Consider the following 15,574-nt stretch of genomic DNA (forward strand, 5'->3'; position numbering starts at 1 on the left):
CCAGCCATGAAGGCACTTACTTGGCAAGGAAAACGCTCAGTCAGTGTGGAAGAAGTCCCCGACCCGGTGATCCAGGACCCCACTGATGCGATTGTGCGGATCACGTCCACTGCCATCTGCGGCTCTGACCTCCACCTCTACGAGGTGCTGGGCCCTTACATGCACAAAGGCGACGTGATCGGGCACGAACCCATGGGCATCGTCGAGGAAGTGGGCAGCGGCGTCACCAACCTGCGCAAGGGCGACCGTGTGGTCATCCCCTTCAACATTTCCTGCGGCCACTGCTACATGTGCAGCCAGGGACTGCAGTCCCAGTGCGAGACAACCCAGGTCAAGGACAAGGGCTCGGGCGCCGCCCTCTTTGGCTACTCGGAGCTCTACGGTTCAGTTCCCGGTGGCCAGGCGGAGTACCTTCGGGTGCCGCACGCGGATTACGGCCCGGTGAAGGTCGGCACCGAACTGCCGGACGAACGGTACCTGTTCCTTTCCGACATCCTGCCCACCGCTTGGCAGGCAGTGGAGTACGCGGATGTCCCGCCCGGCGGCACACTGGCGGTGTTCGGCCTGGGGCCGGTGGGCCAGTTCGCCGGCCGGATCGGCGTCCACCGCGGGCTGCGGGTCATTGGAGTGGACCCGGTGCCCGAGCGGCGCGCCATGGCCGCCCGTCACGGGGTGGAAACGCTGGACTACAGCAAGGGCATTGCCGATGAACTGCGCGGGATGACGGCCGGACGCGGGCCGGATGCGGTGGTTGACGCCGTCGGGATGGAAGCGCACGGTTCCCCGGTTGCCGGGTTCGCCCATCAGGCACTCGGCCTGCTGCCGGACAAGCTGGCCCAGAAGGCAATGGAGACTGCCGGCGTGGACCGCCTCGCTGCGCTCCACACGTCCATTGACGCGGTCCGGCGGGGTGGAACCATTTCCCTCAGCGGCGTTTACGGCGGGCAGGCCAGCCCCATGCCGATGCTGACCATGTTCGACAAGCAGCTCCAGGTGCGGATGGGTCAGTGCAACGTGCGGCGCTGGACTGATGATCTCCTGCCACTGGTGGAGGACGACGCCGATCCCTTGGGGGTCATGGATCTGGTCACCCACCGCTCGGGGCTGGAGCGTGCCCCCGCCCTCTACGAGAAGTTCCAGAAGAAAGAGGACGGCTGCATCAAGGTGGTCCTCAACCCTGGGCAGTAGAGCGCAGGGTTTCAGGTGTCAGAGCGGCAGCAGCGACGACAGGTCCGCCCGCAGTCCCGACGCTGCCACCTTGCCTGCGCCCACAGCCTCCGCCCAACCTAACTGGCCGGTGACCATCCCCAGCCAGGTGGCGGCGTCGCACTCAATCACGTTCGGCGGCGTGCCGCGGGTGTGCCGTGGCCCCTCCACGCACTGGGTGACGCCGAACGGAGGCACGCGGACCTCCACGGAATTCCCCGGTGCCCGCGCGGTGACCTCTTCAAGGGTGTACCGGACCGCCGTCGCGGTAACAGCCCGGGGGACAGTGCCCGACGGCGAGCCGGCAGCTTCCTGCCACGCGGCCAGCGCGGCCTTGCCCTCTTCGATGCCGATACGACGGCGAGCTATGGCCATGTGGGCGGAGTCCCCTTCCGGGAAACAGTCTCAGTAATCACGTGCATCAGCCGGGCGGTTTCAGTCGAGCAGTGCTGACACGGCCGGGCCCAGGCGGATCCTGCCCACCGGCTGGCCGCCGCCCATCACGGGGCTGACCACTTTTTCCAGGACGCTGGAGACGCCGGGGATGTCCACGGCACCTGCGGCGGCAAGCATGGTCAGGCCCACCAGGGACGTGGCACGGATATTGCCGTCAAGAATTTTCACGGCAACTGATACGCCCTGCGGGGTGGCCATGGCCAGCACACCCTCTGCTCCGATCTTGGCGATGATTCCGAGTTCGTCCATGACCACGGTGTTGTCCTCACCGCGGCCCTGGACAGCCCAGGGGTAATCCAGCATGGATGTGGCGATGGTGGCTGCGCGGGCGTTGGAGTTCTTGTCGCCCGGCGCTTTGGCCAGCATGGAGAAAGCGCGTGCCAGACCGGTCAGGGATACGGCAGCTACCGGCGCGCCGCAGCCGTCAATTCCCAGGTGCGCGATCCGTTCCCCCGTGTACTCCTCGATCACGCTGCGAACGCGCTGCTGCAGGGGGTGGTTCGGCTCGAGGTAACTGTGCGTGTCCCAGCCGTTTTCGGTACAGGCCCACAGGAACGCCGCGTGCTTCCCCGAGCAGTTGAAGGCCAGCTTCGATTTGCCCCGTTCGGAGCGCACCAGCCAGTTGCGGGCTGTTTCGTCATACGGCCAGGCGGCCGGGCACTGGAGGTGTTCCTCGGTGACGCCTGCGGCCTTCAGCATTCCCTCCGCCACGTCCATGTGGTCCAGGGATCCCACGTGGCTGCCGCACGCCAGGGCCACCTGGGCGCCGCGCAGCGGAACGCCGGACTGCATGGAGGCCAATGCCTGAAGCGGCTTCAGGGCGGACCGGGCGAAGATCGGGGTGGTGATGTCACCCAGTTCGGTCACTACCGTGCCGTCGGCGGCCAGCAGCACGGCGGAGCCGATATGCCGGGACTCCACAAAGCCGCTGCGTTCGATGACGGCAAGTTCGACGGCGGAGTCCACGGTGAAGGTGGCATGCGGGTTGTGCGGCATGAAGCCAGTCTAGGCGCCGGGCCGCCCAATCCCGGGCTACTCCACGGTGACCATGACCGACTGCCAGCCGGATGCGCCGTCCGGCACCGGATCGGCCCGCTGGTCCGTCTGCACGTCGCCGGTCCCGTCCGTGGCGCGGACCTTGATGTAGTGCGGTCCGGGCGTGGCCTCCCAGTCGAAGGACCACTGGCGCCAGGTGATGAGGGACGCCTCGGTGGACAGGACCGCCTCGGCCCAGGGGTTGCTGTCGATCTGGACTTCCACCTTGGTGATGCCGCGGGTCTGGGCCCATGCCGTGCCGCCGATCGCCACGCGGCCGGCAGGCACCTTCGCGAAGGATTTGGGGACTTCCACGCGGGCCATGGTCTTGATCGGGCCGCGCTCGGACCAGCCGCGCTGCGTCCAGTAGGCCTTGCTGTCCGCGAACCTGGTGACTTCCAGGTCCACCACCCACTTGGTGGCCGAAACGAACCCGTACAGCCCGGGCACCACCATGCGCACCGGGTACCCGTGCTCCAGCGGGAGGGGCTCGCCGTTCATGCCGATCGCGAGCATGGCGTCGCGGTCATCCTGCAGGACTTCGAGCGGCGTGGACGCGCTGAAGCCGTCGATCGACGTCGAGAGCACCATGTCCGCTCCGTCTTTGGGACGGGCCCGCTTGAGGACCTCCCGGATGGGCAGCCCGAGCCATTTGGCGTTCCCGGCAAGATTTCCGCCCACCGGGTTTGACACACAGGTGAGTGTCACGTGCGATTCGATGAGGTCGGCGTCGAGCAGGTCCTGGAAGGTGAGGCGGACCTCCTCTTCCACCAGCCCGTGGATGCGGAGTTCCCAGTCATCCACGTTGATTTCGGGGACGCTCAGGGCGGTGTCGATCCGGTAGAAGTCGCCGTTGGGGGTGATCCACGGCGTGACGCCGGGAGCAGGGGACTGGACGCCGGCCGGCACGGCGGCGGCGGGTTTCACAGGGGTAGGCAGCTGCAGGGCCTCCCGGGCCTGGGCGATGTTGCTGCGGGCGGCGCTGAGCAGGCGTCCGCCGGTGGCAGCGATCCCGGCGCCGATTGCGGTAACTCCTGCAGCGGCGAAGAAGCGGCGCCGGCTGGTGGCGGGACGGCCGGGTTCCTCGGCACCGGTGTCAGCCGGAGCTTCCGGCCAGGCCTTCAGCCGCCAGAGCGGGGCGATCAGCAGCCGCAGGACCACGAGCCCTGCAACCGTTCCCAGGACCGTGGGCACGGCGTCGAGCGGTTTCACGCTTGCCCGCGTGACGACGCTGGCCACGATCACTGCCCCCATGAACAGCACGCCGGCCACGCCCAGCGCCCATTTCCGGTAGGCCGCCACGCCCAGCACGCAGGCCAGCCCGAAGATGGTCACCCCCATGCCCACGAACAGCGCGGCCTTGTCGTTGGTGCCGAACGTCGCGATGGCAAAATCCTTCATCCACGGCGGCGTGAAATCGATAAAGGTGGAACCCAGCGCGATCACGGGAGTGGCCCGCGCAGTAAAGAACGCCCCGATCAGCTCCGCTACGGAAAGTACGACGGCGGCCGCCACCACGCCGGCCAGCGCGGCCATGGCGGTGGGACCCTTGAGCCAGTTCTGAAGCTTCTTCATGCCTTGGGTTCGTAGCCGATGCCGCGAACGATCGCTGGGCCGGGACACAGCTTAGGAGAGGGCAGGGTGCACAAAGTACCCTTGGAGACTGTGAAGGTACTCGTCATCGGCCCCGGAGGCCGCGAACACGCCATTGTCCGCTCCCTGCTCGCCGACCCCAACGTGTCCGAAGTCCACTCTGCTCCCGGCAATGCCGGCATCAGCAAACTGGTCCCCACCCACAAGATCGACGGGAATGATCCCGACGCCGTCGCGGCGCTGGCCGCCAGGCTCGGCGTCGACCTCGTGGTGGTGGGCCCCGAAGCCCCGCTCGCTGCCGGCGTTTCCGATGCAGTCCGCGAGGCAGGCATTCCGGTCTTCGGGCCCAGCAAGGCCGCGGCTGAGCTCGAAGCCTCCAAGGCATTCGCCAAGGAAGTCATGGCCGAGGCCGGTGTTCCCACGGCCATGGCCCTGGTGGCCACGAACGCGGAGGAAGCAGCCTCGGCGCTGGACACCTTCGGTGCACCCTACGTGGTGAAGGATGACGGCCTCGCAGCCGGCAAGGGCGTTGTGGTCACCAAGAAACGCGAAGAAGCCCTGGCCCACGCCCAGGCCTGCTTCGACGCCGGCGGAACCGTGGTCATCGAGGAATTCCTGGACGGCCCCGAGGTCTCTGTCTTCGTGCTGTGCGATGGCCGCAACACCGTGGCCCTTTCCCCGGCGCAGGACTTCAAGCGCATCTTCGACAACGACGAAGGCCCCAACACCGGCGGCATGGGCGCGTATACCCCGCTCGAATGGGCACCCGCCGGCCTGGTGGACGAAGTCATCGAGCGCGTCGCCCAGCCCACCGTCAAGGAGATGGCCCAACGCGGCACGCCGTTTGTGGGCGTGCTGTTTGTTGGCCTGGCCCTGACCTCGCGCGGCACCCGGGTCATCGAGTTCAACGTCCGCTTCGGCGATCCGGAAACGCAGGCGGTCCTGGCCCGGCTCAAAACCCCGCTCGGTGCGCTGCTCCTGGCAGCAGCCAAGGGCGAACTGGACAAAGCGGAGGAGCTGCGCTGGTCCAAGGAGACCGCCGTCGCCGTCGTCGTCGCGTCCGAAAACTACCCGGACAAGCCGCGCACCGGCGACCGCATCCGTGGCCTCAAGAAGGCGGAAGCGCTCGAGGGTGTGCACGTGATCCACGCAGGCACCGCGCTCGACGACGACGGCAAGGTGGTCTCCGCCGGCGGCCGGGTACTTGCGGTGGTTGCGCTCGGCAGTGACCTCGTGGAGGCCCGGGAACGGGCGTACGACGGCGTGGAACTGGTTCAGCTCGAAGGCTCACAGTTCCGGACCGATATCGGGCGGAAAGCCGCCCGCGGCGAAATCAAGGTTGCGTCCAACGCAACCGCATCGCTGCCCGTGACGAAGGCGAAGGCATAGCATGACCGAAAATTCCCCCCAGCGCGGCTTCGAAACCGCCACCCTTGATTTGCCGGGCTGGACGCACGTCTACTCCGGCAAGGTCCGTGACCTGTACGAGCCGGCCGATGAAGCCATCCGCCAGCAGGTGGGCCAGGATTGCGTCCTGGTGGTGGCCAGCGACCGCATCAGTGCCTTCGACCACGTCCTGGCGAGCGGGATCCCGGATAAGGGCCGCATCCTCACCCAGCTGAGCCTCTGGTGGTTCGACCAGCTTGACGTGGTCCACCACGTGCTGGGCTCCACCGTGGCAGACGGGGTACCCGCGGCCGTGGAAGGCCGCGCAATGATCTGCAAGAAGCTGGACATGTTCCCAGTGGAGTGCATTGCGCGCGGCTACCTCACCGGGTCCGGACTGCTGGAGTACAAGGCCCACGGGACGGTCTGCGAAATCCCGCTGCCCGAGGGCCTGGTGGACGGCTCACGGCTGGAACGGGCCATCTTCACGCCGTCGGCCAAGGCCGAGGTGGGCGAGCATGACGAAAACATCTCCTATGACGATGTTGTTGCCATGGTGGGGGACGACATCGCCGGGCGGCTGAGTGAGCTGACCCTGAAGATCTACACGGCGGCCGAGAAGATTGCCCGTGAACGCGGCATCATCCTGGCAGACACCAAGGTGGAATTCGGCTACGACGCAGTGTCCGGCGCCATCACCCTGGGCGACGAGGTCCTCACGCCGGATTCCTCCCGCTTCTGGGATGCAGCCACCTATGAGCCGGGCAAGGCCCAGCCGTCGTATGACAAGCAGTATGTCCGGGACTGGCTGACATCGGCCGAGTCCGGCTGGGACAGGAACTCGGACACGCCTCCGCCGGCATTGCCCGAGGACGTTGTGGCCCGCACCCGCAGCCGCTATGTGGAGGCCTACGAAAAACTGACCGGCAAGGCTTTTTCCTAGCCGTTCCCTGAGTTGGCCGGCCTTCGGGTTAGCTTGCCTTGGCGTTTTTCGCCGCGGCGGCGGACCGCTGCTGCGCCAGCCGGATTTCCAGGATCGAGTCCAGCGCCTGCTGGACCCGGTCCTGGGCCCCGGCCGAGCTGAAGTCCTTCTGTGCCTCGTGGAGGTAGACGAGCGCTTCATCGGATTCGCCCGCGGCCTTGAGGGACTTGCCCAGCAGGAGCGCTACCTCTCCCGCGGTGTGCTTGGCCAGTGAATCGGACTCGGCATGGATCTCGCGGAGCTTCTGGATGGCGGCAACAATATCCCCGGTGAGGTACAGCCAGCGGGCGCGGATGAAGGCGACCTCCAGTTGATCGCTCTTCATGCCGTGGACGATGGAAAACGCCAGTTCGGCACGTTCAATGGAGGCGAGTGTTTCGGGCTCCACGATGCCGGATTGGAGCCTGACTGCGGCCGAGGCCTTGTTGAAGCGGGCCCACAGCTCGATGTCGTTGGCGGGGGAGAGCAGCTTCGCAGCGCGCTCGTGCTGCTTGACGCCTTCGGTGTAGTCGTGGCGCATGAAGGCCACGTTGCCGATCACCCAGGCAACTTCGCCGGCGAGCTGGGCCATCGAGTTTTCGTCCACCTGGTCATTCATGGCCTGGCAGTATTTCCAGGCCTCGTCCAGCCGTCCGCTCTCGGCCAATGCGCCGATGAGGATGCGGTGGGCGCCGATGGTGACTGTGGAGCTCTTGGGCAATTGCGATGACAGGTGCACCGCTTCGAGAGCGTGGTCCACAGCTACCGAAAGCTGGCCCTGCCGGTGGAACACTGCCGCGAGCATTTGCCTGGCCCGTACGGCCAGTCCGGCGGACTCGGTGGCCATGGGGTGCTCCAACAGGCGCTGGGTGATCTGCTGGCAGTCCTGCAGGTCCCCGTGTTTCATCAGGCATTCTGCCTGCATATAGGTCATGTTCCACCAGGCGCTGGTGTTTTTACCCTCGAGTGCGATTCTGGCCGCGGTCGCTGCATGGCTCGCGGCGAGGGGATAATCGCGAAGATCCCACGCTTGCCGCGCATACAGTCCGGCCAACACGTATTCGGCATCGCTGACGGAGATGGGCTGGCTCCAGGCTTCCAGGGCCTTCGGCGCCAGTTCCAGCCGGCGGGCAAGTTCTTCAATGACCTCGGCCGTAGGCTCCCTGCGACCGGTCTCCAGGAGGGAGATATAGCTCGGGGAATACAGGTCCTTACCCAGTTCGGCCTGGGTCAGACCACGCTCGAGCCGCTCCGCCCGGAGCTTCTCCCCGAATCCGTTGCCCACGGGAAATCCTCCTTATTCTGGACAGCATATATACACAAAGCTTGACAGTCCCTGTGGAAGACATTTTACAATAGGTGTCAACAAGGACGTGCTGACTTTGTAACGAATCCGACTCGTATTGAGGACAACTTATGTTTAAGAAGATTGCGGCTGCGGCCGTACTGGCAGGCGCCTTGGCATTCTCAGCGGCGGCTCCGGCTGTCCTGTCCGCAGGTTCGATTTCCGACACCGCCGGCGTTTCGGTCGCCAGCGGCAACTGGCCTGATCCGGCATCGTCCAAGGTCAAGAAGAACAGCGACACCACTTACACCACCTACAGCGGTAACTGGCCTGACCCGGCCTAAGCAGCCTCTCTCCAACGAGGTTCGGAGCCCCGGTGCATGGATCCCATGCACCGGGGCTTTCCTTATGCCCCGCATATGTTGCGAAAAAGTGACAAAAAAGAGGGCCCCCCGGGGGGAGACCCTCTTTCTTTTGGTCGGGATGACAGGATTTGAACCTGCGACCTCGTCGTCCCGAACGACGCGCGCTACCAAGCTGCGCCACATCCCGATCCGCTGCAAAAGCAACTTTACAAGGATAGCCGACGCCGGGCCCGGATGCGAAATCGGCGGCGTCCGGTCAGACCAGGGAGTCCTTCCAGGCGCCGTGGAGGTCTGCGAACCGTCCGCCGCCGCCGATCAGCTGTGCCGGTGTGCCGTCCTCCACAATGCGGCCGTCGTGGACCACCAGCACGCGGTCAGCCGTTTCCACGGTGGAGAGCCGGTGTGCAATGATCAGCGCCGTCCGGCCCCCGGCTGGAGTGGATTCAGCGCCCTCAGCCGTCGCGGTGCCGCCGGCAGCCCCACCGGTGCCCGCCGTTGACCTCAGCAGACGGGCCAGGCCGCTCTGGACCAGCCGCTCGGAGGGAATGTCCAGCGATGAGGTGGCCTCGTCCAGGATCAGGACTGCAGGACGGGCCAGGAAAGCGCGGGCGAAGCTGATGAGCTGCCGCTGACCCGAGGAAACCCTGCCGCCGCGCTTGTTGACATCCGTGTCATATCCTTCGGGAAGTTCAACAATGAAGTCATGGGCCCCGACAGCCCGGGCCGCGTCCTCGATTTCCTCCCGGGAAGCTTCAGGGCGGCCCAGGGCGATGTTGTCAGCCACCGAGCCGCTGAAGAGGAACGCTTCCTGGGTGACCATCACGATGTTCCGGCGCAGGTCCGTGGTGCTGAGGTTGCGCAGGTCCACACCGTCCAGCATCAGGGACCCCGCCGAGACGTCGTAGAACCGTGCGATCAGCTTGGCCAGGGTGGACTTGCCGGCACCGGTCTGGCCCACCAGGGCCACGGTCTGGCCCGCCACGATGTGCAGGTCCAGGCTGGGAATGATGATGGGGCCCTCGCCGTAGCGGAATTCCACGCCCTTGAAGTCAATGGTGCCCCGTGCATCCTGGAGGGCAACAGGATTCCTGGGCGGCCGGACCGTGGGAACCTCCTCCAGCAACCCGGACACCTTCTCCAAGGCCGCCTGGGCGCTCTGGAAGGAGTTGTAGAACATGGCCATCTGGTCCACCGGCTGGAAGAACCGCTTGGTGGACAGCATGAGTGCCAGCAGGACGCCGACGGCCAGGTCGCCGCTGAGGACCCGGAAGCCGCCGAACAGGAGCACCACAGCCACGCAGACGTTGCCGATCAGCACCAGGCCGGGCTGGAAGATGCCGTTCAGGTTGATGGACCGCACCGTGACCCGCCGGTAGTCATCGGAAAACTGCCCGAACTGCTCGGCGTTCTCGCGTTCCTTGCGGAAGGCCTTCACCGCGCGGATCCCGGTCATCGTTTCCACGAAGTGCACGATCAGCCGTGCCGAGACCACCCGGGATTCACGGAAGGCGATCTGGGAGTGCTTCTGGTACCAGCGCGCCAGGAAGAACATGGGGACGCCCGCCGCCAGCACAAGCAGCCCGCTGCGCCAGTCCAGCGCGAAGACCGTGATGGCGGTGAAAACCATAAAGAGCATGCCCGAGGCCAACGAGCTGACGCCGGAATCGAGCAGTTCCCGCAGGGCCTCCAGATCCGAGGTCTGCCGGGCAATGATCCGGCCCGAGGTGTACTTCTCGTGGAACTCCAGGCTGAGGCGCTGGGTGTGCTGGAACACCCGCACCCGCAGGTCCAGCAGCATGGCCTGGCTGAGCCGCGCGGTGGCGGTGACGTAGAGGGCGGTGAGTCCCGCCGTCGCGACCGCAGCCAGGAGGTACGCCACGCCGGTGAGCACCAGCGGAACGTTGTCGCCCGCCCGCAGGGCCGGGAGCGCATGGTCGATGCCGAAGGCGATCAGGGCGGGGCCCGCGACGCGCGCGGCCTGGGAAAGCACCACCATGGCAATCGTCAGCCAGAACCTGAGCCGCACGGGACGGATCAGCGTGGCCAGCAGGGCGAGCGACCGCCGTCGTACGGTTTTACTGTCGCTCTTGCTGAGGTGGGCGTTGTCCTCGTTGGCGGTACCGAATGTGGTGTGGGTCATCGCGTGATTTCCTCTGACTCGGCATCCGCCTCTTCCTCCAGCGCCGAGAGTTCTGAATCCAGGTCCCGTGGTTCCCGGTCAAGGCTGGCGATGACGTAGCGGTAGTGGGCGTTGTTTGCCAACAGTTCGGTGTGGGTTCCGACGGCGGCGATCCGGCCGCCCTCGAGCAGCGCCACGCGGTCGGCCAGGGCCACCGTTGAGGGCCGGTGGGCAACGATCAGGGTCGTGGTGTCCTTCAGGACTGCACGGAGCCGGGTCTCCACGAGTTCCTCGGTGTGCACGTCCAGGGCGGACAGGGGATCATCCAGCACCAGGACGCGGGGCCTTGCTGCGATGGCGCGGGCCAGGGCAAGCCGCTGCCGCTGGCCGCCGGACAGGCTCAGGCCTTCCTCGCCGATGAGGGTTTCCACGCCCTCGGGGAGCGAGTAGGCGAAGTGCGCCTGTGCCACGTCCAAGGCTTCGTCCAGGGCTTCGTCGGTCCGGTCCTGGGCTCCCAGCAGCACGTTCTCACGGACTGAGCTTGAGAACAGCGTGGTGTCCTCGAAGGCCACGGCCACGAGGCGCCGCAGCTGCTCGACGTCGAACTCCCGCAGGTCCACGCCGTCGATGGTGATCGACCCGGCGGTGACGTCGTACAGCCGGGGCACCAGTTGGATCAGTGCACTTTTGCCGCTGCCGGTGATGCCTACCAGCGCCATGGTTTCGCCGGGCCGGACGTCCAGGTTGATGTCGTTCAGGATGGGTTTGTCCGGGGCATCCTCAAACGCGAAAGTGGCGTTGCTGAAGCTGAGGGCGCCTTTGAGCTGCGCGGGCTTGCGCGGCGACGCCGGGCTGGTGATGGTGTTGGCGGTGTCCATGACCTCGAAATGCCGGTCCAGGGCTGTCTTGGCCGTGAGCGCCATGGCCAGCAGCATGCCGGAGAATTCCACCGGTGTGGCCATCACGGCGGCAGTAGCGAAAAATGCCACCAGCGCGCCGATGCTCAACTGCCCGCTGGCGCACAGCATCACACCGACCACCAGGCCGGCGCCGAGGGCCAGTTCAGGCAGCAGCGTTACCACCATGGTGAACGCGGCCTGGTGCCTGGCTTTGGCGATTTCCGTCTGGCGGAGTTCCTCGGCCTGCTCGTTGAAGTTCTCCAGGGCCTCACGGCTGCGGCCGAACGCCTTGAGGACGCGGATGCCGTGGACCGACTCTTCCACTGTGGTGGCGAGATCGCCCGCCTGGTCCTGGCTGCGCCGGGCAACTTTGCTGAAACGTGTCCGGAAGCGGAAGCTGTAAGCCATGATGGGCACGGCCGCGGCCAGAAAGATCAGGGCCAGCTGCCAGCTCATCGAGAACATCACCGCAATCCCGATGATCACCGTCAGTGTGGTGACTACCAGCATGATGGCACCGAACGCCATCCAGCGGCGCAAAAAGTTCAGGTCCGTCATGGCGCGGGAGAGCAGTTGCCCTGAGCCCCAGCGGTCATGGAAGGACACCGTCAGGTCCTGCAGGTGGCCGTAAAGTGTGACCCGCATCTGCGTTTCCACGGTGGTGGCCGGGTTGATCACGAACTGCCGGCGGAGCGCCACAAGGACCGCCTCGGTGATACCAAGGGCAAGGATCACGACGGCGGCAATCCAGACTGCGCTCGTGGCGCCGCCCGGTTTGAGCGACTCATTGACGAGGACACGAAGCACCTGCGGGATGGTCAGCGCTACGATGCTGGCCAGCAGCGCGCAGGCCAACCCCAGCACCAGCCGGGGAATAATCGGCCTGACGTGGGGGTAAAGACGGCTGATGGATCTAAAAAATGAGGTCTGCTTGGCCATGCCCGCTTCTCATACTCTAAAACGAATGTAGTTTCCCGTAGCAACTACCCTATGCCATGGAGTGAGAGGACTCACTCGCTACGGGATTATTCGCGTGAGGTAAGTGTCAGCAGGACAGCTTCGGGCTTGCAGGCGATGCGGATGGGAGCGAAACGGGAGGTGCCGATACCGCCCGAGACGTTCACCGGCGTCGTACGTCCGTTGCTCTCCCAGTCGTTGAGGCCCTTGGCTCGCCACGCCGGGAGGTCGCAGTTGGACACCAGGGCACCGTAGCCCGGGATGCACAACTGTCCGCCATGGGTGTGGCCGGCGAGGAGCAGGTCCGCCCCGTCCTCGGTGAAGTGGTCCAGCACGCGCTGGTACGGGGCGTGGATAACGGCGACGCGCAGGTGAGCGTTCCGGTCCTGGTTGCGGGTCCCGCGTGGCCAGCCGGCGTAGCGCTCCCGTTTCAAGTGCGGATCGTCCACACCCGAGAAATCGAACCGGATCCCCTGCAGCACTATCGACTGGTGGCGGTTGGTGAGATCAACCCAGCCGCCCATTCCGAATCCCGAGCGCAGCCGCGGCCAGTCCAGCTCGACCGGGTTGTGCTTCGCCCTCGACGGACCCAGCAGGTAGGAGGCGGGATTCTTCAACGTAGGGGCGTAGTAGTCGTTGGAGCCCGGAACGAACACGCCGGGAAATTCCAGCAGCGGGCGCAGCGCCTTGAGCAGGGGATCCACACCCCTGGCATGGCTGAGGTTGTCTCCGGTGTTGACCACCAGGTCCGGCTTGAGCGACGCCAGCGACTCGAGCCATTTCGCCTTGGTGTCCTGGCCGGGCACAAAATGGATGTCGCTCAGGTGCAGGACCCGGAACGGTGCCTGGCCCGCGGGCAGGATGGGCAACGTTTCCTCACGCAGGACAAACTGGTTTTTCTCCCAGAGCCCGTAGCCGAAAGCAGTGAGGCCGGCCGCGGTTCCGGCGGCAGCGGTGACGGCAAAGCCGCGCCCGATGTTCCGGGCGCGGCTGGCCAAAGCAGCATTCAGGATCATGCGCGGCTAGCCGTTGCCGTTGCCGGGCTTGCTGGGCTCGGGAGCGGGCGCAGTGGCAGGCGCTGCGGGCGCGGTCGCCGGGGCAGTGGCCGGGGTTGACGGCGTGGTGGGCGTTGTCCTGGCCGGCGTCCCGTTCAGCATGTTCGAGGGCGGCGCCGTGAACGGGGTGGTGCCGTAGGCCGGTGCCACCTGGGCCATGTACTTGGAGAACATGGGACCGGCGATCATGTAACCGTCAATGGCCTTGTAGAACTTACCGTTGATGGTCAGGTTCCGGCCCTGGCGCTGCTGGTCGCCCAGCGGATCGCCGAACCAGGCTGCGGTGGCCACACCGGTGGTGTAACCCACCACCCAGGTGGAGCCGTTGGTGTCGTTGGTGCCGGTCTTGGCGGCCACGGGGAAGTTGGTCTTGGTGGACAGCCGCGGCTGGATGAGCGAACCGGAGCCGCCGTTCAGCACTTCCTGCATGGCGTAGGCGACGCCTCGGGCGACCTCGGGCTTCACTGCGTCACGGCAGCTGCTGGACTGGGCCGGGAGCTGTGCGCCGGTCTGGTCCGTGACGGAGGTGATGGCGATCGGCTCGCAGTACTTGCCGTCGTTGGCGAAGGTGGCAAACGCGGAGGCCATGGTCAGCGGGGCCGTCTGGGTTGAACCGATCAGGTTGGCCAGCGTGGTCATGGTGACCTTCGGGTTCGGACTTTCGGCCGTGGGCAGGCCGCCGTGGATGCCGACAGCGTCGACGATCTTCTGGATGCCGCAGAGGTCAACCTGCGCGGCTGACGCGAACGTGGCCGTGTTGATGGAGTTCATCAGGCCGTACAGGACGGTCATGTTCCGGTAGTAACCCTCGTCCGAGTTCTGCAGGTCGAAGCTGCCCGAAACCCTGGCGTCGTACCAGCCCACGGTGGGCGTCTGGCAGGTGTTCTTCCATGGGAAGTTCTGCGGATACCGGCGTACCGAGGCGTTGATGTTGGTGTTCATGGACTTGCCCTCGTCCAGCCACTGGGCGAACGTAAAGGGCTTCATGGTTGAACCGGGCTGGAAACCGCCCAGACCGTTGAGGTCGTTGCCGTCCTTGTCCAGCTTGTCCACGTTGAAGTTCTGGGTCTGGTTGAACTTGCCCTCAACCGGCAGGAACGAGGTGTTCTGTGCCATGTTCAGGATCTTGCCGCTGTTGGGCTGCACCGAGACGATGGCCGCGCCCCAGTTGTCCGGGTTGGCGCCGGCAGCAGCGTCCGACTCGGCCTGGGCAACGTTCTGCGCGTTGACGTCCAGGGTGGTGGTGATGGTCAGGCCGCCGCGGAACACCGCGTTGGTGCGCTCCTCGAGGTCGGCGCCATAGGCCGGGTTGTTCAGCAGCAGGTGGAGCACGTAATCACAGAAGTACGGTGCCGTGGTGGCGTAGGCGCAGCCCTGGCGTGAGGGCGTGACCTTCGTTTCCACCGGAGTGGCCACTGCGGCGTCGTGCTCGGCCTGGGTGATCTTGTTCTGGTTCAGCATCAGGCCCAGCACCAGGTCGCGGCGCTGTTTGGCGTTCTCCGGATTGTTGATGGGATCGAAGGCCGAGGGGCTGTTGACGAGGCCTGCCAGGAGGGCGGCCTGCGGAAGAGTCAGGTCCTTCGCGGTGGTGCTGAAGAAGAATTTGGACGCGGCTTCAATGCCGTAGGCGTCGCGGTTGAAGAAGACGATGTTCAGGTAACCCTCAAGGATCTGGTCCTTGCTGAATTCCTTTTCCAGGGCGATGGCGAGCTTCATCTCGCGGAGTTTGTCGCCCACGCCCTTGTTGACACCGTTGAGCTTGATGTCCTCGTCCTTGCCTGCGGCGGCGAGGTTGGAGTTGAGGACGTTGTTCACGTACTGCTGGGTGATGGTGGAGGCACCCTGCTTGTTGCCGCGGGCGGTGCTCACGAGGGCGCGGAGGATACCCGTGGTGTCCACACCGCCGTGCTCGGTGAACCGGCTGTCCTCGACCGCGATGACGGCATTCTTCATGAACGGCGAGATCTGGTCCAGGGCAACCTTGGTGCGGTTTTCCTCGTAGAGGTTCGCGATCAGGCTACCGTCCGCGGCGAGGATCTTGGTTGACTGGCTGGGCGGGTCAACCTGCAGCTCAGCCGGGAGAGTGTCGAAGAACTCGATCGAACCGCTTGCTGCGCTGCCGGAGACGGCCGCGGCCGGAACCAGCAGGCCAGCCACCAGGACACCGCAAATAGCGCTCACGCCAAGGAAGCCTAAGATCTTTCCGAGGGTAGTGGCTGTGTCGAAAATGGGGTTCTTACGAGTCACCATGTTTTCC

12 protein-coding genes and 1 tRNA gene are annotated in these 15,574 nt (G+C 65.6%); 4 read left to right on the forward strand and 9 right to left on the reverse strand.

Annotated elements, in window-relative coordinates; genetic code table 11:
• Nucleotides 1-6 precede the first annotated feature (6 nt).
• Nucleotides 7-1,188 (forward strand): zinc-dependent alcohol dehydrogenase, encoded by a 1,182-nt coding sequence (locus AC1MCA_RS13760; RefSeq protein WP_479798178.1) that lies wholly within the window; start codon nt 7-9, stop codon nt 1,186-1,188.
• Between the two features lie 18 nt (nt 1,189-1,206).
• Here AC1MCA_RS13760 and AC1MCA_RS13765 read toward each other — a convergent pair whose 3' ends face one another.
• From AC1MCA_RS13765 to AC1MCA_RS13775, 3 genes are read right to left on the reverse strand one after another with little or no spacing between them, the layout of a single operon-like run.
• Entirely contained in the window at nt 1,207-1,581 is a 375-nt protein-coding gene (locus AC1MCA_RS13765) for a sterol carrier family protein (RefSeq protein ID WP_479798183.1), read from the reverse strand.
• Between the two features lie 60 nt (nt 1,582-1,641).
• On the reverse strand, nt 1,642-2,658 hold the full coding sequence (locus tag AC1MCA_RS13770; RefSeq protein ID WP_479798185.1) for an asparaginase: 1,017 nt from the start codon (nt 2,656-2,658) through the stop codon (nt 1,642-1,644).
• Between the two features lie 36 nt (nt 2,659-2,694).
• Nucleotides 2,695-4,272, reverse strand: coding sequence for a molybdopterin-dependent oxidoreductase (locus tag AC1MCA_RS13775; RefSeq protein WP_479798187.1), 1,578 nt, complete (start codon nt 4,270-4,272; stop codon nt 2,695-2,697).
• A gap of 90 nt (nt 4,273-4,362) precedes the next feature.
• On the opposite strand from AC1MCA_RS13775, the gene purD reads away from it, so the two are divergent.
• On the forward strand, nt 4,363-5,679 hold the full coding sequence (purD, locus tag AC1MCA_RS13780; protein WP_479803399.1) for a phosphoribosylamine--glycine ligase: 1,317 nt from the start codon (nt 4,363-4,365) through the stop codon (nt 5,677-5,679).
• 1 nt (nt 5,680) lies between these two features.
• The gene (locus AC1MCA_RS13785; protein ID WP_479798191.1) at nt 5,681-6,619 is read left to right on the forward strand and encodes a phosphoribosylaminoimidazolesuccinocarboxamide synthase; all 939 of its coding nucleotides are present in this window, start codon (nt 5,681-5,683) and stop codon (nt 6,617-6,619) included.
• Nucleotides 6,620-6,647: 28 nt separating this feature from the next.
• On the opposite strand, the gene AC1MCA_RS13790 is transcribed toward AC1MCA_RS13785, so the two are convergent.
• Nucleotides 6,648-7,922: a helix-turn-helix domain-containing protein gene (locus AC1MCA_RS13790; protein ID WP_108598391.1), complete on the reverse strand. Its 1,275-nt coding sequence runs from the start codon at nt 7,920-7,922 to the stop codon at nt 6,648-6,650.
• A 131-nt stretch (nt 7,923-8,053) separates the two neighbouring features.
• Between AC1MCA_RS13790 and AC1MCA_RS13795 the strand changes: the two genes are divergently transcribed.
• Nucleotides 8,054-8,266, forward strand: a complete 213-nt coding sequence (locus tag AC1MCA_RS13795; protein ID WP_479798195.1) for a hypothetical protein — start codon at nt 8,054-8,056, stop codon at nt 8,264-8,266.
• Between the two features lie 131 nt (nt 8,267-8,397).
• On the opposite strand, the gene AC1MCA_RS13800 is transcribed toward AC1MCA_RS13795, so the two are convergent.
• The 5 genes from AC1MCA_RS13800 to AC1MCA_RS13820 all read right to left on the reverse strand — a co-directional run bounded on the left by AC1MCA_RS13800 (nt 8,398) and on the right by AC1MCA_RS13820 (nt 15,567).
• Nucleotides 8,398-8,474, reverse strand: a tRNA-Pro gene (locus AC1MCA_RS13800).
• 69 nt (nt 8,475-8,543) lie between these two features.
• Complete coding sequence (locus AC1MCA_RS13805; RefSeq protein ID WP_479798197.1) at nt 8,544-10,427, reverse strand: ABC transporter ATP-binding protein; 1,884 nt, start codon at nt 10,425-10,427, stop codon at nt 8,544-8,546.
• Nucleotides 10,424-12,244, reverse strand: coding sequence for an ABC transporter ATP-binding protein (locus AC1MCA_RS13810; protein WP_479798199.1), 1,821 nt, complete (start codon nt 12,242-12,244; stop codon nt 10,424-10,426). Before AC1MCA_RS13810 ends, AC1MCA_RS13805 begins: the two co-directional genes overlap by 4 nt.
• A gap of 86 nt (nt 12,245-12,330) precedes the next feature.
• Entirely contained in the window at nt 12,331-13,278 is a 948-nt protein-coding gene (locus AC1MCA_RS13815) for a metallophosphoesterase (protein WP_479798201.1), read from the reverse strand.
• Nucleotides 13,279-13,284: 6 nt separating this feature from the next.
• Nucleotides 13,285-15,567: a transglycosylase domain-containing protein gene (locus tag AC1MCA_RS13820; protein WP_479798203.1), complete on the reverse strand. Its 2,283-nt coding sequence runs from the start codon at nt 15,565-15,567 to the stop codon at nt 13,285-13,287.
• Between the last annotated feature and the right edge of the window lie 7 nt (nt 15,568-15,574).

It is taken from the genome of Arthrobacter sp. BK1 (genome assembly GCF_056680055.1).

What these genes read in the sequence shown, in the direction of transcription:
- AC1MCA_RS13770 (WP_479798185.1), bottom strand. Translation starts at nt 2,658, where the DNA reads ATGCCGCACAACCCGCATGCCACCTTCACCGTGGACTCCGCCGTCGAA.
- AC1MCA_RS13775 (WP_479798187.1), bottom strand. Translation starts at nt 4,272, where the DNA reads ATGAAGAAGCTTCAGAACTGGCTCAAGGGTCCCACCGCCATGGCCGCG.
- AC1MCA_RS13785 (WP_479798191.1), top strand. Translation starts at nt 5,681, where the DNA reads ATGACCGAAAATTCCCCCCAGCGCGGCTTCGAAACCGCCACCCTTGAT.
- AC1MCA_RS13820 (WP_479798203.1), bottom strand. Translation starts at nt 15,567, where the DNA reads ATGGTGACTCGTAAGAACCCCATTTTCGACACAGCCACTACCCTCGGA.
- AC1MCA_RS13810 (WP_479798199.1), bottom strand. Translation starts at nt 12,244, where the DNA reads ATGGCCAAGCAGACCTCATTTTTTAGATCCATCAGCCGTCTTTACCCC.
- AC1MCA_RS13795 (WP_479798195.1), top strand. Translation starts at nt 8,054, where the DNA reads ATGTTTAAGAAGATTGCGGCTGCGGCCGTACTGGCAGGCGCCTTGGCA.
- AC1MCA_RS13815 (WP_479798201.1), bottom strand. Translation starts at nt 13,278, where the DNA reads ATGATCCTGAATGCTGCTTTGGCCAGCCGCGCCCGGAACATCGGGCGC.
- AC1MCA_RS13765 (WP_479798183.1), bottom strand. Translation starts at nt 1,581, where the DNA reads ATGGCCATAGCTCGCCGTCGTATCGGCATCGAAGAGGGCAAGGCCGCG.
- AC1MCA_RS13805 (WP_479798197.1), bottom strand. Translation starts at nt 10,427, where the DNA reads ATGACCCACACCACATTCGGTACCGCCAACGAGGACAACGCCCACCTC.
- AC1MCA_RS13760 (WP_479798178.1), top strand. Translation starts at nt 7, where the DNA reads ATGAAGGCACTTACTTGGCAAGGAAAACGCTCAGTCAGTGTGGAAGAA.